This window comes from Paraburkholderia sp. CI3, assembly GCF_050436505.1.
In the GTDB taxonomy this organism is placed as follows: Bacteria; Pseudomonadota; Gammaproteobacteria; order Burkholderiales; family Burkholderiaceae; genus Paraburkholderia; species Paraburkholderia tuberum.
On record NZ_JBNDMI010000004.1, the window covers coordinates 972112 to 996977 of the forward strand.

22 protein-coding genes are annotated in these 24866 nt (G+C 65.8%); 12 read left to right on the forward strand and 10 right to left on the reverse strand.

All coding sequences use genetic code 11. The features are described from left to right. The first annotated feature begins 40 nt into the window (after window positions 1-40). The 3 genes from OKW29_RS25925 to OKW29_RS25935 are packed head-to-tail and all read left to right on the forward strand — an operon-like array spanning window position 41 to window position 5623. Window positions 41-1453, forward strand: coding sequence for a TolC family protein (locus OKW29_RS25925; protein ID WP_429293120.1), 1413 nt, complete (start codon window positions 41-43; stop codon window positions 1451-1453). Continuing rightward, window positions 1443-2567 carry an efflux RND transporter periplasmic adaptor subunit gene (locus OKW29_RS25930; RefSeq protein WP_429293121.1) on the forward strand — a complete coding sequence of 375 codons (1125 nt, stop codon included), beginning with the start codon at window positions 1443-1445 and terminating at the stop codon, window positions 2565-2567. Before OKW29_RS25925 ends, OKW29_RS25930 begins: the two co-directional genes overlap by 11 nt. After that, on the forward strand, window positions 2564-5623 hold the full coding sequence (locus OKW29_RS25935; protein WP_429293122.1) for an efflux RND transporter permease subunit: 3060 nt from the start codon (window positions 2564-2566) through the stop codon (window positions 5621-5623). The genes OKW29_RS25930 and OKW29_RS25935 overlap by 4 nt, the downstream gene beginning before the upstream one ends. A gap of 40 nt (window positions 5624-5663) precedes the next feature. Here OKW29_RS25935 and hpnK read toward each other — a convergent pair whose 3' ends face one another. Genes hpnK through OKW29_RS25950 form a run of 3 tightly spaced genes read right to left on the reverse strand, consistent with a single transcriptional unit; the run spans window position 5664 to window position 8129 of the window. Next, window positions 5664-6494 carry a hopanoid biosynthesis-associated protein HpnK gene (hpnK, locus tag OKW29_RS25940; RefSeq protein ID WP_429293123.1) on the reverse strand — a complete coding sequence of 277 codons (831 nt, stop codon included), beginning with the start codon at window positions 6492-6494 and terminating at the stop codon, window positions 5664-5666. Further along, window positions 6494-7759 carry a bacteriohopanetetrol glucosamine biosynthesis glycosyltransferase HpnI gene (hpnI, locus tag OKW29_RS25945; RefSeq protein ID WP_184065887.1) on the reverse strand — a complete coding sequence of 422 codons (1266 nt, stop codon included), beginning with the start codon at window positions 7757-7759 and terminating at the stop codon, window positions 6494-6496. Before hpnI (OKW29_RS25945) ends, hpnK begins: the two co-directional genes overlap by 1 nt. Before the next feature lie 19 nt (window positions 7760-7778). Beyond that, window positions 7779-8129, reverse strand: a complete 351-nt coding sequence (locus OKW29_RS25950) for a hypothetical protein (RefSeq protein ID WP_429293124.1) — start codon at window positions 8127-8129, stop codon at window positions 7779-7781. Between the two features lie 383 nt (window positions 8130-8512). Between OKW29_RS25950 and OKW29_RS25955 the strand changes: the two genes are divergently transcribed. Beyond that, window positions 8513-9172 (forward strand): response regulator, encoded by a 660-nt coding sequence (locus OKW29_RS25955; RefSeq protein ID WP_090805227.1) that lies wholly within the window; start codon window positions 8513-8515, stop codon window positions 9170-9172. Then, on the forward strand, window positions 9169-10572 hold the full coding sequence (locus OKW29_RS25960; protein WP_429293125.1) for an ATP-binding protein: 1404 nt from the start codon (window positions 9169-9171) through the stop codon (window positions 10570-10572). Before OKW29_RS25955 ends, OKW29_RS25960 begins: the two co-directional genes overlap by 4 nt. 17 nt (window positions 10573-10589) lie before the next feature. On the opposite strand, the gene OKW29_RS25965 is transcribed toward OKW29_RS25960, so the two are convergent. The 5 genes from OKW29_RS25965 to OKW29_RS25985 all read right to left on the reverse strand — a co-directional run bounded on the left by OKW29_RS25965 (window position 10590) and on the right by OKW29_RS25985 (window position 15407). Further along, window positions 10590-11651: a lysylphosphatidylglycerol synthase domain-containing protein gene (locus tag OKW29_RS25965; RefSeq protein ID WP_429293126.1), complete on the reverse strand. Its 1062-nt coding sequence runs from the start codon at window positions 11649-11651 to the stop codon at window positions 10590-10592. A 145-nt stretch (window positions 11652-11796) separates the two neighbouring features. Continuing rightward, window positions 11797-12957: a bacteriohopanetetrol glucosamine biosynthesis glycosyltransferase HpnI gene (gene hpnI, locus OKW29_RS25970; protein ID WP_429293127.1), complete on the reverse strand. Its 1161-nt coding sequence runs from the start codon at window positions 12955-12957 to the stop codon at window positions 11797-11799. After that, window positions 12954-14375: a hopanoid biosynthesis associated radical SAM protein HpnJ gene (hpnJ, locus tag OKW29_RS25975; protein WP_184043334.1), complete on the reverse strand. Its 1422-nt coding sequence runs from the start codon at window positions 14373-14375 to the stop codon at window positions 12954-12956. Before hpnJ ends, hpnI (OKW29_RS25970) begins: the two co-directional genes overlap by 4 nt. 381 nt (window positions 14376-14756) lie before the next feature. Then, on the reverse strand, window positions 14757-15167 hold the full coding sequence (locus OKW29_RS25980) for a hypothetical protein (protein WP_429293128.1): 411 nt from the start codon (window positions 15165-15167) through the stop codon (window positions 14757-14759). A 36-nt stretch (window positions 15168-15203) separates the two neighbouring features. Next, window positions 15204-15407, reverse strand: coding sequence for a cold-shock protein (locus OKW29_RS25985; RefSeq protein WP_007181784.1), 204 nt, complete (start codon window positions 15405-15407; stop codon window positions 15204-15206). Between the two features lie 293 nt (window positions 15408-15700). On the opposite strand from OKW29_RS25985, the gene OKW29_RS25990 reads away from it, so the two are divergent. Then, entirely contained in the window at window positions 15701-17146 is a 1446-nt protein-coding gene (locus tag OKW29_RS25990; RefSeq protein WP_184065898.1) for an NAD-dependent succinate-semialdehyde dehydrogenase, read from the forward strand. A gap of 121 nt (window positions 17147-17267) precedes the next feature. Beyond that, window positions 17268-17888, forward strand: coding sequence for a GNAT family N-acetyltransferase (locus tag OKW29_RS25995; RefSeq protein WP_429293129.1), 621 nt, complete (start codon window positions 17268-17270; stop codon window positions 17886-17888). A 31-nt stretch (window positions 17889-17919) separates the two neighbouring features. Here the strand turns inward: OKW29_RS25995 and kdgT are convergent, their stop codons facing one another. Further along, window positions 17920-18942: a 2-keto-3-deoxygluconate transporter gene (gene kdgT / locus OKW29_RS26000; protein WP_429293130.1), complete on the reverse strand. Its 1023-nt coding sequence runs from the start codon at window positions 18940-18942 to the stop codon at window positions 17920-17922. A gap of 289 nt (window positions 18943-19231) precedes the next feature. Here kdgT and kduI point away from each other — a divergent pair, with 289 nt between their 5' ends. The 5 genes from kduI (at window position 19232) to OKW29_RS26025 (ending at window position 23293) form a co-directional block, all read left to right on the forward strand. Further along, window positions 19232-20068 carry a 5-dehydro-4-deoxy-D-glucuronate isomerase gene (gene kduI / locus OKW29_RS26005; protein WP_429293131.1) on the forward strand — a complete coding sequence of 279 codons (837 nt, stop codon included), beginning with the start codon at window positions 19232-19234 and terminating at the stop codon, window positions 20066-20068. Window positions 20069-20074: 6 nt separating this feature from the next. Further along, on the forward strand, window positions 20075-20845 hold the full coding sequence (gene kduD, locus OKW29_RS26010) for a 2-dehydro-3-deoxy-D-gluconate 5-dehydrogenase KduD (protein WP_429293132.1): 771 nt from the start codon (window positions 20075-20077) through the stop codon (window positions 20843-20845). A 195-nt stretch (window positions 20846-21040) separates the two neighbouring features. Continuing rightward, entirely contained in the window at window positions 21041-21895 is an 855-nt protein-coding gene (gene kdgR / locus OKW29_RS26015; protein ID WP_429293133.1) for a DNA-binding transcriptional regulator KdgR, read from the forward strand. A gap of 693 nt (window positions 21896-22588) precedes the next feature. Further along, window positions 22589-22969, forward strand: a complete 381-nt coding sequence (locus OKW29_RS26020) for a hypothetical protein (RefSeq protein WP_429293134.1) — start codon at window positions 22589-22591, stop codon at window positions 22967-22969. Window positions 22970-23044: 75 nt separating this feature from the next. Then, window positions 23045-23293: a hypothetical protein gene (locus OKW29_RS26025; RefSeq protein ID WP_026225344.1), complete on the forward strand. Its 249-nt coding sequence runs from the start codon at window positions 23045-23047 to the stop codon at window positions 23291-23293. Window positions 23294-23338: 45 nt separating this feature from the next. Here the strand turns inward: OKW29_RS26025 and OKW29_RS26030 are convergent, their stop codons facing one another. Then, a complete protein-coding gene (locus tag OKW29_RS26030; RefSeq protein ID WP_429293135.1) occupies window positions 23339-24721 on the reverse strand; it encodes an MFS transporter in 1383 nt (460 codons plus the stop codon). Window positions 24722-24866: the final 145 nt, after the last annotated feature.

Consider the following 24866-nt stretch of genomic DNA (forward strand, 5'->3'; position numbering starts at 1 on the left):
GAGTCGCTCGCCCCTTCCGATGATTCGCAGGAGCCGGATTTTGCCCGATTTCCATCCCGTCGCGGCGCTGCGTCGGCGCGCACTGATGCCGTTGTGCGTGCTGCTGATGAGCGGCTGCGCGACCTATCACCGCGAGCCGCTCGCGCCGCAGGACACCTCGACGTCCGCGCGATCGCTCGAACGGATCCGCATCGATCCCGCTAGCATGCCGCTGCCCGAACTTGCCGCGCATCGTTTCGATCCCGCCGACGGGCTCGACAGCGATGAAGTCGCGATGCTCGCGGTCGCCAACAACCCCGATCTGAAGCTGGCCCGCGACGATCTCGGCATTGCCGGCGCGCAGGCCTATTCGGCGGGTTTGCTGCCCGACCCGCAACTGAGCGTGTCGAGCGATTATCCGGGCGCGGCCGGCACCACGCGCGCGTTCAATTATGGCCTCAGCATCGACGTGATGGCGATCGTGCTGCGCAGCGCGAATAAACAGTCCGCCGACGCGACGCTCGCGAAGACCGATCTCGGCCTGCTCTGGCAGGAATGGCAGGTCGTCGCGCAAGCGCGGCAGCTGTTCGTGAAGCGCTGCTTCCAGCAGCGCACGCTGCCGCTGTTGCAACAGCAGCGCGAGCTCGCGCGCACGCGCTACGAGCGCATGGCCGCGGCGCGCGCCGCAGGCAATCTGACCGACGATACGCTTACCGCCGCGCTGCTCGCCTACGGCGACGCACGCAAGCAATACACCGATGCCGAGCGCGCGGCCGCGCAAACCCATCACGATCTGAATGCGTTGCTGGGCCTCGCGCCCGACGTGCAATTGCAATTGCAATCGGGCAGCGACGATGACGTCGCGCCGCTCCCCGACGCCACACTCGACTCAGCGCTCGCCGAGCTCGCCCGCCGCCGCCCCGACCTGATCGCGCTGCAGGCAGGCTACGAAGCGCAGGAGCAGAAATATCGCGCGGCGATTCTGAGCCAGTTCCCGAGTCTGTCGGTCGGCTTCGTGCGGGCGCGCGACACGTCGAACATCTACACGAGCGGCTTTCAGGTCAACCTGAGTCTGCCGATCTTCAACCGCAACCAGGGCAACGTCGCGATCGAAAAAGCGACCCGCCAGCGGCTTCGTGACGAGTACCAGACCCGCCTGAACCAGGCGTATGCGGACGTCGCCCGGCTACGCGAAGACAGCGCGATTCTCGCGCGCCAATTGCAGCAGACCGAAGCCGCGCTGCCCGGCGTCGAGCGCGCCGCGCGCGAAGCCGCGTCGGCCTACGCCGAACACAACCTCGTGCTCGGCGCATACACCGATGCGCAAAGCGCCGCGCTCGCGAAACGCATCGACGTCGCGACGCTGCGCGAAGCGCTCGCCGAACAACGCATCGGCTTGCAGGCGCTGCTCGGCAGCGCGATTCCCGATGCTTTCTCTTCCGCTCAGACTTTCATCGACACTCATGCGAAATAGCCTATTCTCATCGCGGTATCCGTGGCCGCGCGTTGCGGCCGTCGCCGCGCCGCTCGTTTGCGCGATCCTGCTGTATGCATCGGTCCATCCGGTTCGTGCGGACGACAACGCCGCCAGCGAAGCTCAACCGTCGGTCGCGGTACAGACCGTGCGCGTGCAGCGCGCCGCAATCGCGCAGCCGGTGCGCGGCTTCGGGATCGTCGCGGCCACCGCGTCGAACCTGACGACGATCAACCTGCCCTACCTGTCGCGTATCGTGCAGATGCGCGTGCAGGCGGGCGAGACCGTCAAACGCGGCACACCACTCTTCGTCGTGCAGGCCGATCCTGCCGCGGTGCTTGCCGCAACCCAGGCGAGAAGCGCGCTGACGCTCGCGCAAGGCGAACTCGTGCGTACCCGGTCGCTGTACGACAAGGGGCTCGCGACGCAATCGCAGCTCGCCAGCGCGAGCAAGGCCGTCGACGATGCGCGCGAAGCGCTCGCCGCGCAGAATCAGACCGGCATCGCGAGCGGCAACAAGGTCGTGACCGCGCCGTTCGACGGCGTGGTGCTGCAGCTATCGGCGGCACAAGGCGACCAGGTGCAGGCCGGCGCGGCGATTCTGCAACTCGCGAGTGGCGCGAGCCGCGACGCGCGCGCAAACGTGACGCTCGGCGTCGAGCCCACCGACGCCGCAACGATCCATCCCGGCGACATCGTCACCCTGCACGGCCTGTCCACGGCACTCGCACAGACGTCGATCGAAGGCCGCGTGGTGCTGGTCGGAGCCGCGATCGATCCGCAATCGCAACTGGTCAACATCGGCGCGACAGTACCGCTCGCGCAGACGCCGTTCATCCCCGGCACGCGCGTTTCTGGCGACATCGCGACGCGCACCGGCACGCACTGGATCGTGCCGCGCGCGGCCGTGCTGCAGGATGGCCAACACGCGTACGTGTTCCAGATCACGCCGCAAAACAAGGCGCGCCGCGTCGCGGTGAGCATCGCGGTCGAAAACGGCGAGCGCTACGGCGTCGATGGTCCGCTCGACCCCATGCTCGGCGTCGTGAGCAGCGGCAACTACGAGCTGAAAGACGGCATGGCGGTACGCGCCGGCGGGGATGGCGCGCGATGAACTTCGGTCAATGGATGCAGACGCATCGCCGCTCGCTGCTGTTCGTCATCGCCTTGCTCGCGATAGCCGGCGCGCTGAGCGCATTCCGTCTGCCGATCTCGCTGTTTCCGAACGTCGCGTTTCCGCGCGCGGTCGTGTCGCTCGACGCGGGCGACCGCCCCGCCGAGCAGATGACGACGCTCGTCACAATGCCGGTCGAGGAAGCGCTGCGCCGCGTGCCGAACGTGCGCGACGTCGAATCGAGGACGAGCCGCGGCGCCGCGGAGATCTCGCTGAACTTCGACTGGGGCACCGACATGGCGCAGGCGACGTTGCAAGCACAATCGGCGATCAGCGAAATTCTCGCGACGCTGCCGCCCGGCACGACGATGCACGTGCGGCGCATGGACCCGACCGTGTTTCCGGTGCTCGCGTACAGCCTGACGTCGACGCGGCAATCGCTGTCCGCGCTGCGCGATCTCGCGCAGTTCCAGATGCGGCCGCTGCTGTCGTCGGTGGAAGGCGTCGCGCGCGTCGAGGTGACCGGCGGCGCACAGGACGAGTTCGAAGTCGCGGTCGATCCCGCCCGCCTCGCCGCGTACAAGCTGTCGCTCGCCGATGTATCGAAGGCGATCGGCGCGAGCAACGTGCTGATGGCGAACGGCCGCATCGAGGATCACGACAAGCTGTACCTCGTCGTCACGAACTCGACGATCACGCAGCTCGACGAACTGCGCAACGTCGTCGTGGCCGCCAACGGCAATGCGAACGGCGCGCAGATCCGTCTGGGCGACGTCGCGGCGGTGAGCCAGGGCGTGGTGCCGCAATGGATACGCGTCACCGCCGATGGTCAGGATGCGGTGCTACTGAACGTGTACCAGCAGCCCGGCGCCAACAGTGTCGCGATGGCGCGCGCGATCCGCGCGAAGATCGCGGCATTCGAGCCGCAGATGCCCGCGGGCGTGCATCTGTCGAACTGGTACGACCAGAGCGAACTGGTGCTCGCGTCTGCCACCAGCGTGCGCGACGCGATCATGATCGGCATCGTGCTCGCGGCGTTGACGCTGTTCTTCTTCCTGCGCAACTGGAAGATCACCGCGATCGCGGTCGCGCTGGTGCCGGTCGTGATGGCCGCGACGATCCTGCTGCTCGACGTGTTCGGCATGGGCTTCAACATCATGACGCTGGGCGGTATGGCGGCCGCGGTCGGCCTCGTCATCGACGACGCGATCGTGATGATCGAGCACATCGTGCGGCGCATGCGCGAAGCCGGCGCGCGCGCGTTCCACGGCCGCGTGATGGCCGCGGCGCTCGAATTCACGCGGCCGCTCGCGGGTTCGTCGGCGGCGACACTGATCATCTTCGTGCCGCTCGCGTTTCTGTCGGGCGTGACGGGGGCCTTTTTCAAGGCGCTGTCGCTGACGATGGCGAGCGCGCTGTTCATTTCGTTCCTGGTCACTTGGCTCGCGGTGCCGATCCTGTGCGATCACTGGCTGAAGCCCAAAGACGCCGAGGAGCACCAGGAAACACGTTTCGCCGCGTGGCTGAACCGGCGCTATGCGGTGACGGTCGGACGTGTGATCGCGAGGCCGCCGCTCGTGCTGCTCGGCGTCGTGCCGTTGATCGTCGTCGCGGCGTTCGCGTTCACGCGCGTCGGCAGCGGCTTCATGCCGAGCATGGACGAAGGCGGCTTCGTGCTCGACTATCACACGCAGCCGGGCACGTCGATCACCGAAACGGACCGGCTGATGAAGCAGATCGAGCAGATCGTGCGCGCGAACCCGAACGTCGCGACCTATTCTCGCCGCACCGGCGCGGGTCTCGGCGGCGATCTGAACGAGCCGAACAAGGGCGACTTCTTCGTGCGGCTGAAGTCCGGCAAACGCGAGCCGATCGACGCCGTGATGAAAGAAATCCGCTCGCAGATCGACACGCAGGTGCCGGGCGTCAGCATCGAGCTCGCGCAGCTGATGGAAGACCTGATCGGCGATCTGACCGCGGTGCCGCAGCCGGTGCAGATCAAGATCTTCTCCGACGACCCGCGCACGCTCGACACGACCGCGCGCAAGGTCGCCGCGCGCATCGGCCGGATTCAGGGCATCGTCGACGTGAACGACGGCATCAACCCCGCCGGCGACGCGATCGAACTGCACATCCTGCCCGCCGCTGCCGCGGCCGAAGGCATGGACCCGCAAGCGATCGCGCAGGCCGTCACCGACATGCTCGAAGGCAATGTCGCGACGCAGTTCCAGAGGGGCCCGAAAACGGTCGGTGTGCGCGTGCGCGTGAACGGCGCGCGCCAGATGACTGATACGCAACTGGGTCAGCTACAGATACGCGCGCCGGACGGACATCTGTTCGCGCTGAAGCGCGTCGCCGATCGCGTGAGCGTCACCGGTCAGCCCGAGATCAGCCGCTCGAATCTAAAGCGGATGGTCGCGGTCACCGCGCGTATCGACGGGCGCGATCTCGGCTCGACGATCGCCGACGTGCAGAAGGCGCTCGGCGATGCGAACCTGCTGCCGTCCGGCGTCTATTACGAGCTCGGCGGTCTGTACCAGCAACAGCAGATCGCCTTCAAGGGTCTGTTGACCGTGTTCGGCGCCGCGATCGCACTCGTGTTCGGCCTCCTGCTGTTCCTGTACGAGCGCCTGCGCGTCGCGCTCGCGGTGCTGGCGATGCCGCTGCTCGCGGCCGGCGCGGTGTTCATCGGTCTGTGGATCACCGGCATCGAGTTGAACATCTCCGCGATGATGGGCATGACGATGATCATCGGCATCGTCACGGAAGTCGCGATCTTCTATGTGTCGGAATTGCAGGCGCTGGTGCGTGACGACGAGATGCCCTTCGACGACGCGTTGCAGGCCGCCGGCCGCAACCGTCTGCGGCCGATCGCGATGACGACGATCGCCGCCATCCTCGCGCTGTTGCCGCTCGCGTTCGCGCTGGGGCAAGGCTCGGCGATGCAGCAACCGCTCGCGATCGCGATCATTTCGGGACTGATCGTGCAGTTGCCGCTCGTGCTGTTGCTGCTGCCGGCGTTGCTAAAGCTGTTGATGAAACAGCAGCCAGTGTGAGCGTGGCCAAAGTATTCCGCATTTCGCGCGAAGCATGGCGCTACGCGAGCATATCCGCGAACCCGCCGATCCGCCCCCCAAGCGCACGGATCGCGGCGGCCACCCGTGGCGATAGCAGCGCCTGCAACTCGTCGGCATGCCGGTAGTCGTGCATGCCGTCGCTCAGCGCGTCGCCGGCCAGCGCCGGATGACAGTAGATTTCGCCGACACCATGCGGCAGATTCGCGAGCGCGGCGAGCCAGGTCGCCTCATCCATGCGCCCGCTCGCCGCGATGCCGACCACGTAGTCGTTGTGCGCGATCCCCGCGCGCTCGAGCCGCGTCTTCACGTGCGCGATCCACGGCCGCAGCCACAGCGGCGCGTTCGCTTCGAACGGCAGACGCATCGCCTTCATGCCGTAGTCGCGGCCGATGTCGAGGATCAGGCCGAGCACGGTCGGATGCAGATGAAAATGCTTGTGTGTGTTCACGTGGTCGAGCGTAAGGCCGGTCGCGGCGAAGGCTTCGAATTGCGCGTGAATTTCGTGCGCGAGCTGCCGGCGCACGTGCGGCAGAAAAAAGAAGCGCACGCCGTCACGCACCATGTTGCTGCCGAAGCGGCCATTCTCGTCGAGCAGCGCGGCGACCTGCTCGCGCGGCGCCAGCGCGGCGCCGTCGGCCAGCACCAGATGCAGGCCCACGCGCAGTTCCGGCAGCATACGCGCGCGCGCGACCGCGTCTTTGGCGGCCGGCGCGCCGACCATCAGACTCGCGGCGCGCAGCACACCATTGCGATGCGCGCGCTCGACCGCGATATTGACGCGCTGATGCAGACCGAAATCGTCGGCGGTGATGATCAGTCCGCGCGACTGGGTGGGTTTTGCGCTGTCCATCACGTGAGGCTGTCCAGCCGGCCGCTGCGCTCGGCGGACGGCGTGCCGAGCTGCATGCGCTCGCCGCGCCACACGACGTGCGAACCGAACGCGCTGACGAGCCACTGGAGCGCGAGCAGCGTATCGCGCAACGGCACCAGCGGCAGATCGCGCCAGAACGTGCGCGCGCGGCGTGCCGCGCGCAGGTGCAGCAGCAGGCGCGCGCCAACGCAGACCGCGGTGGCCGACGCGCTCGCGACCACCGCCGCGAAAGGCGCGTGAGCACACGTCGCGAGCGACACGGTCAGCCCCGCGCTCGTCAACAGCCACGGCGTGGGGAAGGTGATCAGCAGCGACACGAAGCCCGGCGGATTGACCGAGCGGATCGTGCGCAGCCAGCGCGTTTCGCGCTGCCACAGCGCCGCGAAGGTCGGCTCGATCACGTCGGTCGCGACCATCACGCGCGACAGCACCGTTTGCAGACCGAGCGCGCGCACGTGCTCGGCGAGCCAGTAGTCGTCGGCGAGGCAGTTTTTCAGCGCTTCGAAGCCGCCGATGCGCTCCAGCGTCGCGCGCCGCAACGCAAGCGTCGCGCCGAAGCCGAAGCGGCGCGAGCCGATCGCATGGGCGACCCGCACCGAGGGTGCGAACCACTCGTTGATGAACAGCGCACCGACACGCGGCCAGAAGCCGCCGACGCCGCGCGCGACGTACAGGCACGTGACCACGCCGACGTTCGGGTCCGCGAGCGGCGCGGCGACGCTGTCGAGATAGTCCGAGTCGACCGCGATGTCGCTGTCGGCGATCACGATCATGTCGTGGCGCGCGCGTGCCGCCATGTTGATCAGGTTGCTGACTTTCAGATTGCTGCCGTGTATGCGTGTGTCGATTGCAAGCTCGATGTCGCGCTTCGGATAGGCGGCCTGCAAACGGCGCACCACCGCGATGGCGGGATCGTGCGGCGACGACACGCCCAACACCAGCTGAAAATGCTGATGTCGCTGTTCGCAGAAGGTTCGCAGATTTTCGTAGAGACGCGGCTCGGCGCCGCACAGCGGCTTCAGCACGCTGACACCAACCTGCGCGAACGGCCCGGTTGGACAATCGAGCGAATCCATCAGCGAACGGCTGAGCGCGCGATTGACGGCCCTGCCCCCATGATGGTTCGATTTATGTCGGGCGGTGAAAAACGGCATGGCGAGCGCGGCGGCTACCGTGTAGATCGAGGCGCTAACGCAGGCGGCTAACAGAAGCCATTGACATGCCATCAACGCGTGCGCCGCCATTGTGTGTCGTCCGTATCCGTCAGTGCTCGGCCAGCACGAAAGGTTGCCCCGTTAGCCGCAGATGAAGCACGACGAGCCACCGGCGCGGACAATTCGCTGCGATCACGGCGGGCCATGCGCCGCGAGCAGCGCGAGTCGCGCAGTCGCGCCGCACCGCGACCTCGAAGGCGACCTCGGCAAATTCGCGCGCGATCACCACGCCGCCGATCATCAGCGCGAGCGCGAACAGCCTGAACGATGCCGAAGCGAAAAAAGCGTCAGAGACCGGCAGTACCGGCAACGCCATGCACAGCAGCGCTTCGGTGCCCGCGGCCGTCAGAGACGCGACTAGCAGATGGGCTCGTAGCATGTCGATGGTGACTCGCTTCATAACGTGCCTCGTGCGCGGCCTTGCGGCCTGAGCGGATGCTGGCAATGGGCGGGACTCGTCGAGATCGTCCGTTGACGCCATCGACCAGCATAAAGAATACCTCGCGCGTCGCTCCATCGAAGTCCTTACGATCAGGTTGCGATGGTCTGACGACAACTTGGTCTCGCACATGCATTACGATCTGCGACGACCATTTTATAGCGCGTCGATGGTATCGATTCAAGCTGAAGGAAACCTTAAGCACGCGCATGGCATGAAGCGGCTAACGAACGGCGTGGTTACACTTCGGAACGCGGCAGATTGTTCGTCTATGTGCATCAATGCCGCTTGCGTCAAAATGCTCGACGTTATGCAATACAGCCCCACACTGGAATATTTGCCTCATGCGCTTACTCCTTGTAGAAGACGACGAACTCATCGGCTGCGGTGTCGAGGCGGGCCTTCGTCAGGCCGGCTTCACAGTCGACTGGGCACGCGACGGCCACAAGGCCGGTCTCGCGCTCGACACGACTCAATATGCCTTGGTGGTACTCGACCTCGGCCTGCCGCGCGTGAGCGGCACGGAGCTGCTCAAACGCGTGCGCGATGCCGGCAATGACGTGCCGGTGCTGGTGTTGACCGCAAAAGGCACGGTCGTCGATCGCGTCGGCGGACTCGAAGCGGGCGCCGACGACTATCTCGGCAAGCCGTTCGATCTCACCGAGCTGGTGGCGCGGTGCCGCGCGCTGTTGCGCCGCGCACAAGGTCGCAGTATCGATCTGATTCGTTACCAGAATCTGACAGTGAATCCGGCCGCGCAAACGGTGCAGATCGACGAGGCGCGCGTGCCGCTCACGTCGCGCGAATGGGCGATCCTGCTGCAACTGCTGACCAATCTCGGCATTCCTCAGTCGCGCTCGCGGCTCGAAGAAAGCCTGTACGGCTGGCAGGAAGAAATCGAAAGCAATGCGATCGAGGTGCACGTGTCGAACCTGCGCAAGAAGCTCGGCGCAAGCCTGATCAAGACCGTGCGCAACATCGGCTATGTGATGGAGAAAGAATGATCGGTCCATCGATTCGGCGGCGCCTCGTGCTGCTCGTGCTCGCGAGCATCGCGATCGTATGGGGCGGCGCGCTCGTGTCGAGCTACCGGCAAGCCATCCACGAAGTCGCCGCGTGGGAACGAGCGCGTCTCGCCGAACTCGCGCAGATGCTCGCGCTGCTCGATTCGACGAATCTGATGACGCTCGCCAATGCGCGCATCGACGTGCGCGAAGAAGAGAGAGGCGGTGAGCCCGGCGCGAGCGATCTCGACGACGACGACACGCTGCCGCGCGACGCCCTCTTCCAGGTGCGCGCGGCCAACGGCGCCATTCTGGCGGGCAGCCCGCAACTGCATGCGCTCGCCGCGTGGGATTTGCCGTTGCCGCCCGCGAGCGGCGCGCAGGACGTCACGTTGGGCGGTCAGCTCTATCACTCGTTCACGTTGCGCGAAACGGCACTCGGTCACAGCGTGCGCGTGTTCGAACCGGCCAACACCCGCAGCGACCTGGTAAGCGGTGTCGCGAGCCGCATCGCGCGGCCCACGCTGATCGCGCTGCCAGTGCTCGCGGTGCTCGTGTGGCTCAGCATCGGCTGGAGTCTCGCGCCGCTGAAGGTGTTGTCGGCCGCGATCCGTTCGCGCGACATCAACCGCATGGAACCGGTCGGCATCGGCCGCACGCCGCTCGAGGTGCGCCCGCTCGTCGACGCGATCAACCAGATGCTGGCGCGTCTGCACCATGCGCGCGAGCTAGAGCGCGCCTTCACCGCCGATGCCGCGCACGAACTGAAGACGCCGCTCGCCGCGATCAAGGTACAGGCGCAGGTCGCGCTCGCCGAGCCCGACATCGCGCTGCAGCGGCTCGCGATGGAGCGCGTCGTGCAAGGCGTCGATCGCAGCGCGCGGCTCGCCGAGCAACTGCTGCTGCTCGCGCGGCTCGACGTGCAGGAGAAGCTGCCCACCGAGCCGCTGAGGCCGGCGGCGATCGCGAAAGATACGCTGCTCGCGAACAGGCGCAATGCGCAACAGAAGCACATCAATGTGATGCTGGTCGGCGACATGCTCGCCGAGATCGACGCGGAGCCCGTGCTGATCGGCATCCTGCTCGACAATCTCCTCGATAACGCGATCAAGTACGGACGCTCGGGCGGCAATGTCGAAGTGGCGGTGCGCCATGCCGACGAGCAGGTGCAGCTGATCGTGCGCGACGACGGCCCCGGCGTCGCGCCGGACGATCTCGCGCGGCTCACGAACCGCTTTTTCCGCGCGACCGGCAATCAGGCGACCGGCAGCGGGCTCGGTTTGTCGATCGTTGCGCGGATCGCCGAGCATTTCGGCGCGAGTCTGCAGCTAGGCGCCGGGATCGAGGACCAGGGGCTTGCGGTGCGGGTGTCGTTTCCGGCCTATCGCGCGACGCGCTGAAGGCGCGCGCCAATCGCTCAGCGCCGCTCGCCGCCCCGGTTCGCGTCAGCGACGCCCGAACGCTGCTTGGCCAGTTCGGCGCGCACGCCGTGCGGTGCGGCATGCGGCCGCGCGCTGCCGGACGCCTCGAACAGCTGCCACGCGATCAGGCCCGGCACGAATATCAGCAGATCGCGAATTCGCCGCGCGGCCGCGAGCGCGAGACAGGTGGCGGGGTCGAGCCCCAGTGCGCCGCCAATCAGTACGAAAGCGCCCTCCTGCACGCCGAGACCGCCCGGCACGAAAAACGCGGCGCTGCTGACCGCCTGGATCAGCGATTCGATCACGATCGCCTCGACTAGCGTCACGCGTGCGCCGAGGAAATACAGCGCGAGCCAGATTTCGAGCGAGGTCAGCACACATTGCAGCGGCTGCCAGAAGAACAGATAGCGCAGCACGACCGCGCGGCGGCGCCAGATCACCTTGATCGACTGATCGATCTGAGCGGAGTGGCCGACCAGCGCGGTTAGCTTGCCGCTCGTCACGCGGTTCGCCACGCGCGTGATGCGCTCGAACGGATTGGCATGCTGGACGAGCCCGAATAGCAACAGCACCGGCGTCAACGCGACCACGCCCCACGCGAGCTGCCCGGCGAGCCGCAGCGCGCCCGATTGCGCATTGGCGAACAGAAAACCAATCCCGACCATCGTGAACATCAGCTGGCTGATCACGGTCAGCTGCATGTCGACGATGGTGCTGGCCACCGCTGTCGACGGCCTGACGCCCCAGCGCTTGAACATACGGAACGACACGAGTTCGCCGCCGATCCGCGCGACCGGCAGCATGCAGTTGACCGATTCGCGCACCCACACCAGATGCAGCATCCTGCCGAAGCTGGGGCGGTTCGCGCCGCGAATCAGCGAGCGCCAGTCGCACGCGTTGGCGATCATTGGCAGCACATGCGCGAGCGCGGCCACCACGAGGCCCGCGCCAGCCGCGCGCAACGCGCTGAGCACCGCGCGCGGGTCTTCGCGCCAGACGAGCCACAAAGAGATCAGCAAACCCGCGAGCGCAGCCGCGCGGCCCAGATGCTTCATCATGCGGGCACCTCGCACACGACCTCGGTATTCGTGATGCGCCGCACGCCGCGTGTCGCCGGGGCGCTGCCATGCGTCGCCAGGGCGCTCCCATTTCGCCCGTTCGAAGCTTCTTCGTTCATTGCCAGCCCAATCTGCCGTTCGTTCGTCATTCGTCCTGCGCCGCCGACAGCAGCCCATCGCCGTCGACCTTGAAGCTGAAGCCCCGCCAGATCACCCGCGACGAGCGGAAGCTCGCGACGAAAATCGCAAACGATACGATATCCCATAACGGCAGAAGCCACAGATCGCGGCAGCGCTGGCGCAACGCCCGATCCGCGCGCCACTTCAACGCGAGACGCGCGACCAGCGTCACTGCCGCGAGCAGCCACGCCCACGGCGCGCCGCCCGAACACGCGAGCGCGAGCAGCGCGAACGGCAACGGATGCACGAGCGCCGTGCCGAAGTGCCCGAGCGGATCGATGCGGCGAATCGTGCGGCTCCAGCGCAGTTCGTGCGTCACGAGTTGTGCGGCGCTCGCTTCGACACACGCATGCGCGATTGCGAACGGCGGAATCGTGACCTGCTCGCCCGCCGCGCGCACCGCCGCGCCGATCTCGTAGTCCTCGGCCAGATGCTGCACGAACGGCTTGAAGCCGCCGATCCGCTCGTAGGTGTCACGCCGCATCGCGATGGTCTGGCCGAAGCACGGCCGCGCGAGCCCGAGCGCGAGTCCGGTGACGACGCCCGGCAGGAACTGGTAGTTGGTTGCGATCGCCGACAGCCGCGGCCAGAAACCCGGATCGGGCTGGCCGCGATATGCGCAGGTGACGAGCCCGACGCCCGGCTGCTGCAATTCGCCGATCACGTTGCGCAGATAGTCCGGGCCGACGCACACGTCGCTGTCGGCGAACACGAGCACGTCGTGGCGCGCCTGCGGCACCATGTTGAGGATATTGCTGATCTTGCGATTCGGGCCGTACAGACGCGCATCGGCGACGACGGTGATGTCCGCCTGAGGATGGAGACGCCGCAGTTCGTTGACGGTTTGCAGCGCGGGGTCGGCGCAGTCATGCACGCCGAACAGGAATTGCACGGGCCCGGGATAATTTTGCGCGCAGAAGCTCGACAGATTGTCGAGCAACGCCCACTCGTTGCCATGCAACGGTTTGATCACCGTAATGGGTGGAAAGCTGGAGGGTTCGGCTACATCCCTCGCGAAGAAGCGCCCGATCAGCGCGCTCGCGAGCACGGTGTAGCCGATGCCGACAACGGTCGCCGCCGCGCACGCGTACGCGAGCGTGACGGCGGCGAGGTGTACGGCGCTCACGCCTCGTGCGCGCGCAGGAAGCGGAAAAATTCGACGCCTTCGCGCAGGCGCCGTTTCATCATGTCCCAGCTCGTCAGCATTTCGCGCAGGATCTCCCAGATCTTCGACGGCCGGAAATAAAAGCGTTTATAGAAGTTTTCGAGCTGGTGGTACATCTCGTCTCGCGACAGATGCGGGTAGCCGATCGCCGCCAGCTGCACGCCTTCCTTGCTGACGAGATTGATCACCTTGTTCTCCGCGAGCCAGCCGTTCTCGACCGCCTGGTTATAGAGCGTAGTGCCCGGGTACGGCGCCGCGAGCGACACCTGGATCGTCAGCGGATTGATCTCTTTCGCGTACTCGATGGTCTTCTGGATCGTTTCCGGCGTCTCGCCCGGCAAGCCGAGAATGAAGGTGCCGTGCACCTTGATGCCCAGCGTGCGGCAGTCCTGGGCGAAGCGCCGCGCGATGTCGGTACGCAAGCCCTTCTTGACGTTCAGCAGGATCTGGTCGTCGCCGGATTCGTAGCCGACCAGCAGCAGGCGCAAGCCGTTTTCCCTCATGATCTTCAGCGTCGAGTAAGGCACGTTCGCCTTCGCGTTGCACGACCATGTGACGCCCAGCTTGCCCATGCCTCGCGCGATTTCTTCGGCGCGCGGTTTGAAGTCGGTGAACGTGTCGTCGTCGAACATGATCTCCTTGACTTCGGGCATGTTGTCGCGAATCCACTTGACTTCCTCGAGCACGTTCTCGACCGAACGCACCCGATAGCGATGGCCGCCGACCGTTTGCGGCCACAGGCAGAACGTGCACTTCGAGCGGCAGCCGCGGCCAGTGTAGAGCGATACGTACGGATGCTTCAGGTAGCCGTTGAAGTAATTCTTGATGGTCAGATCGCGCTTGTAGATCGGCGCGACGAACGGCAGCTCGTCCATGTTCTCAAGGATCGGGCGCGCTTCGTTGTGCTCGATCGAGCCGTCGGGGGTGCGATAGCTCAAGCCCAGGATCTGCGCGAACGGCTTGCCTTCGGCGATTTCCTTGCAGGTGAAATCGAATTCCTCGCGACACACGAAGTCGATGGCCTCGGTCGCGGTCAGCGAATTGTGCGGATCGACCGCGACCTTCGCGCCGACCATGCCGATCAGCAGTGACGGCTTGCGCTTCCTGAGGTCCTGGGCGAACAACGCGTCGGTCGGGAAGGATGGCGTGCTGGTGTGGATCACCACCAGCTCGTATTGCGAGGCGATGTCGAGGGCGGCGTCGACGGACAGGCCGTCTGCAGTGGCGTCGAGCACGCGGCTGTCGGGAACCAGTGCCGCGGGTTGGGCGAGCCACGTCGGATACCAGAACGAGCGAACTTCACGCTTGGCCTGATAGCGCGAACCCGCACCACCATCGAAGCCGTCGTACGACGGCGCCTGCAAGAACAGAGTTTTCATGGATGCTCCAGCAAGCCTTTATAGGCGCTTTCGGTTTTCAGTCGGGAATCTATTCTGTTCCATTGCCCGAATACAGGTCGAGAAAGCCTGTGCTCGACCTGCACGTAGCGGCGGCCGCGGTCCGGAAAGGCCACGGGCAGTGGCGCAAATAGTACGGAGCAAAGCTGAAGGAAACCTGAAGAATAATACTGCGTTCAGACCGCGCGCGGCATGCTCCGATGGGGCGATTTGTACAATCGACGCGCTCGTGCAATCGTGTCGCATCGATGTCGTATCGGTGTGGTAAATGGATAGGTTCTCGCGTGGCGTGCGGGCGAGCGCCGCCGGCGCCGCCGATTCACGCCATGTTCACGGGCGCGAACGCTCGGCCCGACGCGTCGCTCATCGCGCGAGATGCCTCGCCCATTCGAGCCAGCCGAGATTGAGGGCCGCGTTTACCACTACGCCGAGCGCCGACGCGAGCGCGGCGATCATGGTCCAGAAGGCCGAGCGCCGCGCCGCGCGCGCCGACGTGCGGGCGGCGGCCGCAGCGTCGCGCGACGCGCTCGCCGCCGCCTGCGCGATATGCGACGACGCCTCCATGCGCGCGAGCGACCTCAGCGCGAAACCGCGCTCGTCGTCGTGCGTGGCGGCGGCCGCCTCATGCGCCGCGTCGTCGCGCTGCGTCTGCTCGAACAGATAGCGATGACAGAACGGCGTCAGCGGTTCGTCGGGATAGCGCGCGGCGAAGGTTTTCGCATAGGCGGCGCCGCCATTGCGCTCGATCTCCGCGTAGGCGGCGTCCTTATCCATGGTTGCCTCGCATGCGGATGAGCCGCCCTGCCGGCGTCACACGGGCTTGATGTCGGCGGCCTGTTTGCCTTTCGGCCCCTGCTTGATTTCGAAGCTGACTTTCTGGTTTTCCTGCAACGACTTGAATCCTTCGGATCGAATCTCCGAAAAATGGGCGAACAGATCTTCGCCGCCGTCATCTGGAGTGATGAAGCCGAAGCCCTTTGCGTCGTTGAACCATTTCACTGTTCCGGTTGGCATGGCGATGTCCTCGTGATGCGCTGTAGTAGCGGTTGAATGGATGAAGCGCTGCGTCCTGCAAGCGTTTCGTGCAGCGCTGACGCGGCGCCCCGGCACGACCCGCAAAATCGCTCCGGTGCCAAGCCTGAGCAAGCCGCATGCCGCGACCGGGCGCCTGCGGGCCGCGCCCGGTGCGATTGCCCGCAATCAGATAAGATAAATGGTATCCGCAATTCGTTCATGGCCGCGCAGGAGTGTCGCCTCGTGCCACACGTCCGCGCGGCCAGTTGTTTTCCCACTCACAGGAACCCAGCATGGCCATCTCGAGCTATACCGATACCCGTCTTCTGATCAACGGCGAATGGTGCGACGCCGCCAGCGGCAAGACCCTCGACGTGATCAACCCCGCGACCGGCCAGGCCATCGGCAAGGTCGCGCATGCCGGCATCGCCGATCTGGACCGCGCGCTCGAAGCCGCGCAGCGCGGCTTCGAAGCCTGGCGCAAGGTGCCGGCCAATGAGCGCGCAACCGTCATGCGCCGTGCCGCCGCCCTCGTGCGTGAGCGCGCCGCGGACATCGGCCGCCTGATGACGCAGGAACAGGGCAAGCCGTTCGCCGAAGCGCGCGGCGAAGTGCTGGCGGCCGCGGACATCATCGAATGGTTCGCGGACGAAGGCCGCCGCGTGTATGGCCGCATCGTGCCGTCGCGCAACCTTGCCGCGCAGTCGCAGGTGCTGAAGGAGCCGATCGGCCCGGTCGCGGCGTTCACGCCGTGGAACTTCCCGGTCAACCAGGTCGTGCGCAAGCTGTCGGCGGCGCTCGCCTGCGGCTGCTCGTTCCTCGTCAAGGCGCCGGAAGAAACCCCGGCGTCGCCGGCGGCGCTGCTGCAAGCTTTCGTCGAAGCCGGCGTGCCGGCCGGCACGGTCGGCCTCGTGTTCGGCGATCCGGCTGAAATCTCGAGCTACCTGATCCCGCATCCGGTGATCCGCAAGGTTACGTTCACGGGCTCGACGCCGGTCGGCAAGCAGCTCGCGGCGCTGGCCGGCTCGCACATGAAGCGCGCGACGATGGAGCTCGGCGGCCACGCGCCGGTGATCGTCGCGCAAGACGCCGACGTCGCGCTCGCCGTCAAGGCAGCCGGCGCCGCGAAGTTCCGCAACGCGGGCCAGGTCTGCATCTCGCCGACGCGTTTTCTCGTGCACAACAGCCTCCGCGAAGAGTTCGCCGCGGCGCTCGTCAAGCACGCTGAAAGCCTGAAGCTCGGCGACGGTCTCGCCGAAGGCACGACGCTCGGGCCGCTCGCCAACGCGCGCCGGCTGACGGCGATGGCCAAGGTCGTCGACGACGCCCGCAAGACCGGCGCGAAGGTCGCGACGGGCGGCGAGCGCGTCGGTACCGAAGGCAACTTCTTCGCGGCCACCGTGCTGACCGACGTGCCGCTCGACGCCGACGTGTTCAACAACGAGCCGTTCGGCCCGGTCGCCGCGATTCGCGGCTTCGACAAGCTCGAAGAAGCGATCGCCGAAGCGAACCGTCTGCCGTTCGGCCTCGCCGGCTACGCGTATACGAAGTCGTTCGCCAACGTGCACCTGCTGTCGCAGCGCATGGAAGTCGGCATGCTGTGGATCAACCAGCCTGCCACGCCGACGCCGGAAATGCCGTTCGGCGGCGTCAAGGATTCCGGCTACGGCTCGGAAGGCGGCCCGGAGGCGATGGAAGCCTACCTCGTCACCAAGGCGGTCACGGTGATGTCGGTTTAATCACGCCAATCACGCGCTTCGGGAACGGCGCCGCGGTTTTGCCGCTCGCATCGTTCCCGAGCGCGGCTCAACCGATCTGCCAGGTCCACGAGTCTTCCGCTCGCGGACCTTTTTTATTGCCATGAACGATATTTCCGCCGAATCGATGCAGCCCACGCTGAGCGGCTCGTTCGTCGAGCTGCGGCCGCTGCGCGAGGAGCACGCGCAGGCCCTCGTCGACGCCGCCGCCGACGGGCAACTGTGGGACATGAAGCTGACCGTCGTGCCGGGCCCGGCGACGATCGACGCCTATATCGCCACCGCGCTCGCCGGCCGTGCGGCCGGCAAGGTGATACCGTTCGTGATCGTGCGGCGCGACGAGGATGACGAGAATGACCGTGCTGGCCGCATCGTCGGCAGTACGCGGTTCTGGAAGATCGATCGCGCGAACCGCAAGCTCGAAATCGGCCATACGTGGCTCGCCGCCTCGGCGCAGCGCTCGGTCGTGAACACCGAGGCGAAATATCTGCTGCTGTGCCACGCGTTCGACGTGATGCGCTGCGTGCGCGTGCAGTTCACGACCGACGAGCTCAACGACAAATCGCGCGCGGCGATCCTGCGCATCGGCGCGAAACAGGAAGGCATCGTGCGGCACGAACGGATCATGCCCGATGGGCGCAAGCGCAACTCGGTGCGCTTTAGCATCATCGACGACGAGTGGCCGGCGGTGAAAGCGATGCTCGAAGCGAAGCTGGCGCGCTGAGCGGCGCGCCGGCTTCCTGCTACCGACTCATTCAAACATGCGCATCGCGCTGCTCGTTGAGCGGCGCCGCCTGCGTCCCGGTGGCGAACTCCTCGCGCAGCGCGTCGCGCGCATGATGCCGGCGCACCCACAGCGCCGTGAGGATCGGCACCAGAATCGCGGTCACGAGGCAAGCGGTGGCGACCATCGCGGTCGCGGCCGGCACCAGCGGTTTGAAGCTCGGAATCATGTCGGCGATGATCGCCGGATTCGCGACCGCGGCCCCTGCCGTCGACGACGCCGCCAGCCCCGCCGCGCCATTGCCGCCGGCAATCCAGCGATCCGCGAGAATCAGCGGCACGCCAGTCACGACGATCACGCCAAGCCCCAGCACGATGCCCGGCAGGCCGCTCGTGACGATCACGTTCAGATCGATGCCGTTGCCGAGCGCAAAGCCGAAAAACGGAATCAGCGGATGCACGCAGCGGCCGAACAGCTCGCGCAGCTCGCTATCGAAGTTGCCGAGCGCAAACCCGATCAGGAACGGCAGCACCGCGCCGACGAACAGGCGCGGCTCGAAGAACGCGACCCCCGTCGCACCCAGAATGATCATGCTGATCAGCGGCCCCGATTCGACCGACATCAGCACGAACGCGCCCGCCTCTTCCTTCGTGCCGTACTGTTGCATCACGGCCGCGTACAGCCCGCCGTTGGTCATGTCCATCGACGTGGTGATCGCGAGCATCGACAGTCCCGCGAACAGCCCGGTCTTGATGCCATCGATCGGAATGAAGCGCGCCGCGATCAGCGTGACGATCCACGCGACCAGCATCTTGGTGGCGAGCAGCGTGCCCGACTTGCGCAGCACGGTGCCGGTCGCGCGCAGGTCGATCGTCGCGCCCATGCAGAAGAACCATACCGCGAGGATCGGCACGGTGCCGGTAATCAGGCCGTTGGTGAACGAGCCGAAGTATTTGCCCGCGCCCGGCGCGAACGTATGCACACAGGCACCGAGCAGCAGCGGCACCAGCATCAGACCGCCAGGAATGCGGTCGATGGCCTTCTTGATCTTCATGCCTCCTCCATGGACGGTGACGTCCCGTTGACGGGCCAATGACCCGCGTTGGTGTCCCGTTCTACGCCGGGCTCTCCCTGTCCGGCGCAATATAGCATCATGAAAGGAACGCCGTTCCGTTTTATTTCTTAAACCCGACTATCGTTTACCCGCTCGTTCGCGCTATGCGTTGCCAGCCGCAATCACCCGTCACAATATTTTCGGACCAGCGTTCCGAAATCACGATTCTGCGTTACAGTCTCGGGCACAAGGCGGCGCCGCGCCCCGTATACCGACAGGAGAACCATCAATGGACGTGAGACAGGCCATCAACAGCGAATACGCGAAGACGCTCGACACCACCGGGCTGCGTCGCGAGTTTCTGGTGGAGCAGATCTTCGAGCGCGATGCGTTGAAGCTCACGTATAGCCATATCGACCGGATCATCGTCGGTGGCGTGTGGCCGGTCGAGCGCGCGGTCGAAGTGCCGGGCTCGCTCGGCAAGGCGATCGGCGTCGACTATCTGCTCGAGCGGCGTGAACTCGGCGCGATCAACATCGGCGGCGACGGCTGGGTCGACGTCGACGGCACGCGCCACACGGTGCGCCGCGAAGAGACGATCTATATCGGCAAGGGCGCGCAAGCGGTCGCGTTCGGCAGCGCCGACGCCACCCGGCCGGCGAAGTTCTATCTGAACTGCGCGCCCGCGCACACCAGCTATCCGACCCGCACGATCTCGCTCGACCAGGCGTCGCCCGAAACCCTCGGCGATCCGGCCACGAGCAACCGCCGCACCATCTACAAGTTCATCGTGCCCGACGTGCTGCCGACCTGCCAGCTGTCGATGGGCATGACGAAGCTCGAACCGGGCAGCCTGTGGAACACGATGCCCTGCCACACGCATGAGCGCCGCATGGAAGTGTATTTCTACTTCGACGTCGCCGACGACGCCGCCGTCTTCCACATGATGGGCGAGCCGCACGAAACCCGGCATATCGTCGTGCGCAACGAGCAGGCGGTGATCTCGCCGAGCTGGTCGATCCATTCGGGCGTCGGCACGCGCGCGTACACATTCATCTGGGGCATGGTCGGCGAGAACCAGGTGTTCGGTGACATGGACCATCTCGCGGTCCGCGAGCTGCGCTGAGCGAACGTGAGTCCGAACACAGTGAACACTTTCGATCTGACCGGCAAGGTCGCCATCGTGACCGGCAGCAACACCGGCCTCGGCGCCGGCATGGCCGTCGCGCTCGCCGCGGCCGGCTGCGACATCGTCGGCGTCAGTCGCGCGGACGCGGGCACGACTGCCGCGCGCGTCGAGGCGCTCGGACGCCGCTTCGCCGACGTGCGCGCCGATCTCGCGTCGACCGTTTCGGTCGACGACATCGTGCGCGCCGCGCTCGAAGCGTTCGGCCGCATCGACGTGCTCGTCAATAACGCAGGCATCATCCGTCGCGAAGACGCGCTCGAGTTTGGCGAAGACGACTGGGACGCGGTCATGGACGTGAATCTCAAGAGCCTGTTCTTCCTGTCGCAGGCCGCGGCGCGTCAGTTCGTGCGCCAGCAAAGCGGCGGCAAGATCATCAACGTCGCGTCAATGCTGTCGTTCCAGGGCGGCATCCGCGTCGCGTCATACACCGCGTCGAAAAGCGGCGTGCTCGGTCTGACGCGACTGCTCGCGAACGAATGGGCCGCGCGACGCATCAACGTGAACGCGATCGCGCCCGGCTACATGGCGACCGCGAACACCGCGGCGTTGCGCGACGACGCGCAGCGCAACGAGGAGATACTCGGCCGCATTCCGGCCGGCCGCTGGGGCGTGCCCGACGATCTCGCGGGGCCGGTGGTTTTTCTCGCCTCGTCGGCGTCGGACTACGTGCATGGGCATACACTGGCGGTGGATGGCGGCTGGCTCGCGCGCTAGGGACGGCACAAGCTCGCCACGAGTGCGCGCGACGCGCTATGCTCTCGCGCCGGTGAGCATCGGCTCGATGCGGCAGCGGCGAGTTGGCACAGACAGGGAATGACGAACATGGCGGCAACGGGAACACACAGGAACACTGCGAGGAATACTGCGAGGAACACTGCGCGCGACAAGACGCTCGACAAGGCGCTCGATATGACCCGCGGCAAAGCCCGCAAGGAACCCGCCGGCGCAGCGTCGCTCGATGCGGACAGCGGTGAGCGCGGCGAATCGGCGTCGTCGATCGGGCGCGTGTTCGCGATTCTCGGCGCGATCGGCGACACCGGACAGATCGGCATCAGCGAGCTGTCGCAACGGCTCGGCATGTCGAAGACGACCGTGCATCGTGTGATTCAAACACTGAAGGCGCTCGGCTACGTGACCCAGGAAGTCGAAACCGAACGCTATCGGCTGACGATCCGTCTGTTCGAGCTCGGCGCGAAAGCGCTCGAAAGCGTCGATCTGGTGCGCGAGGCCGACATCGAGATGCGCCGCATCGGCCAGATGACACGCGAAGCGGTACACCTGGGCGCGTTCGACGACGACGCCATCATCTACATCCACAAGATCGACGCCGACTACGGGCTGCGCATGCAGTCGCGGATCGGCCGGCGCAATCCGCTGCATAGCACGGCGATCGGCAAGGTGCTGCTCGCATGGATGGACCCGGCCGACGCGCGTGACGTGCTCTCGCACATCGAATTTCGCAAGTCGACGCAAAAGACCTTGACCTGCGCCGAAGCAGTGTTGAGCATCCTGCCGCGCGTACGCGAGCAGGGCTACGGCGAGGACAACGAGGAGCAGGAAGAAGGCCTGCAATGCATCGCGGTGCCCGTGTTCGACCGCTTCGGCCGTGTGATCGCCGGTCTGTCGATTTCGTTTCCGACGATGCGCTGCGGTGCCGACACGAAGCAGCATTACGTCGCGTTGCTTAAAGAGGCCGGGCTCGCGATTTCGACGCGGCTCGGCTATCGCGAAGCGACCGCCCCGGAGCCCGCGGCCGCGCAGTAAGTTGTGCGCACGCGATGCGTTTTTACCTATCCCACCGAAGCTTAAGACAAGCTGATGACGCTACAGGTGTAGCGTCTTTCCATCACGCTCGCCCGAGCGCACTATCGAACTTCTTACCCAGTCTGCAACCGAATGTATCTGCGCCGCATACATATGCCGAAAATCGATGCGCTTCTTTTTTCAGCAATCGAGGCGCCGAACCTTCGCTTCGAATCCATGCTTCGTCTGCCTTTGAAGGCTTTTTTTTTCATAGACCCTTCAAGGGTTTGCCCGCGCGCTTGACAGTCGCCCGGCATTTCGACCCGTAACCCGCGGCGCCTTCCCTCCTCGTTCATCGCACTCGCATCGACGTTTCGGCGCGAGCTCGGATCGACACGTCCTGTTACACACAAACACACCGGTAATCGCGCCGCTCAGTAGAGTTCGGTTCAAACGAAAGCGCATCAGATGAAACGCTTCGCACGACAGGCACTCGCATCACAGATTTCAGGGAGCAACATCATGAAAAAAATCCTCGCATTGGTCATTCTTGCCGCCACGCTCGGTGGCGCGTTGAGCGGCTGCATCGTCGTCCCTGGCGATCATCCGCATCATGACCACTACGACGAACGTTATTGATCGGGCCATCACGCGCAGTAGGTGCGCGTCCGGCTCGCCACTCCATCACAGACCTCCACACAACAGAGAACAATCATGAGTCTTTCACGCAGCCGCTGGGTATCGTTGACCGTCGTCGCGGGTCTCGCGATCGGCGCATCATCGGCCGCTTTCGCGCACGTCGATGTCGGCGTGAACATCGGCGTGCCGGGCATCGCGGTCGCGCCCGCCGTGGTCGAGGCTCCGCCGCCCGTCTATGTGCAGCCCGCGCCCGTCTATGCGCCTGCGCCGCCTCCCGCGGTCATAGTCGCTCCGGGCTGGTACGGCGAACGCTACTACGATGGTCATCGCTATTGGGAGCGTCGCCAGTGGGAGCGTCATCACGGCGAATGGCGCGATGCACGCGGCCCGCACGGCGACTGGCACGACAACGGCTGGCACGGTCATGGTCATGACGATCGCGGGCATGACCATTGATAGACGGCAGGTGGCGTCCATCGCGCCACCGTGTCGCGCTTGCATTCGCGCCACCCCTTTGACAGGAGCGACGACGTGCTACGCAATGATCCGAGACGAGTTACCGCGCAGGTCGACGGCGCGCACATTTGCGCCGAATACAGCGAGCTGACCGGCCAGCTGTGCCTGCGCCAGGACGGCACGCTGGTGCGCGAATGGTTTCCGCCGCATTCGTGGATGGCGATCGCGTCGGTGGCCGGCGCGCGCCACTGGGGCACGCGGCCAACCGACGACGAATTGCTCGCGCTGCTGCACAACGAAATGGCGTTGCTGCGCGCGTCCTGAGCGCTCGCGCGTTGTTCGAGCGTAGCGGCACGCCCGACGCCGCGCTCATTCGATCGCTATGGCGCCGACGTTTTCATCGACCGATGCGTGATCGAGCGGTTCGCGCCGCATCATCAATACCACCCCGCCCGCCGCGATCACGGCCGGCACCGCGAGCAGGCTGAACACGGCGCCGAAGTGCCAGCCGAGCCCCATCAACGCCGCACCGATGAGCGCGCCCGCCACGCCGCCGACGCGGCCGATTCCCAGCATCCACGCCACGCCCGTCGCGCGCGCCCGGGTCGGGTAGAAGCTCGCCGCGAGCGCCGACATCGACGTGACCGCGCTGGTCGCGACCGTGCCGGTCAGGAAGATCAGCGTCCCGAGCCAGACCTGATGGCCGACGCCCCGCCCCACCAGCAACACGAGCGCGCCGACGAGGACGTAGGTGAACGCGATCACGCGATGCCCAGCGAAGCGATCCATCACCCAGCCGACGCACAGATTGCCGAGGATGCCCCCGAGCGGAAACAGCGACGTCATCAACGCGGCCTTTTCACCGGAGAAGCCGGTGTCCTTGAACAGCGTCGGCAGCCAGTTGGTCAGCAGATAGTAAATCAGTAGCCCCATGAAATAGGCGAGCCACAGCATCAGCGTGCCGAAGCGGTAGCGCGCCGACAGGATGATCGTGAGCGCCCATTGCGAACGCGCGTCGCCGGTATTGCGGCACACGTCGAGCGCGAAAAAACGGCATCCGTCGAAGCGGTCGTGGGGCGCGATGCATTGCAGGATTCGCGCGATCCGTTGATCGGCGCGCTTACGCACCGCGAGAAATTGCGCCGATTCCGGCAAAAACAGTATCAGCATCACGCTCAGCACGAGCGGACCGGCGCCGCCGGCGACCAGCACGCTCGGCCAGCCGAAATGCGGAATCAGCCATGCGGATGCGAGACCGCCGATCGCGAGACCGCCTGAAAAGCCGCAGAACATCGCATTGACGGCAACCGCGCGAATCCGCGCGGGTGCGTACTCGGCCATCAGCGTGACCGCGTTGGGCATCGCCGCGCCGAGACCGAGGCCGGTGAAAAAGCGCAGCAAGGTCAGCGATTCGATCGAGCTCGCGCGGGCCGCCGCGAGACTCCACAGCCCGAAGAAGAACACCGACAGCACTAGCACCGTCTTGCGTCCGATGCGGTCCGCGCAGGGGCCGGCCGCGAGCGCGCCGATGCCGAGTCCCACCAGCGCCGCGCTCATCACCGGGCCGAGCGCGCTGCGCGCGATGCCCCACTGCTGCACGAGCGACGGCGCGATGAAGCCGACCGCGGCGGTGTCGAAACCGTCGGCGGCGACGACCAGAAAGCACAGCACCAGAATCGTCCATTGAAACGGCGAGAAGCGCTGTCCGTCGATAAAGGCCTGCACGTCTACACTGCGTTCGGAGCGGCTCATGTGCATGCTCCTTTCAGCTGGTTCATTGCGATGTCTCCTTGAGATGATGAGGTGTTTTCTTATTGTTCGAATTGCTGTTCAACACGCGGTCGCCGCGACGGTGGTCGCGACCGTGCTTGCGAGCGTCGCGCTGTCCGTTCGTTCA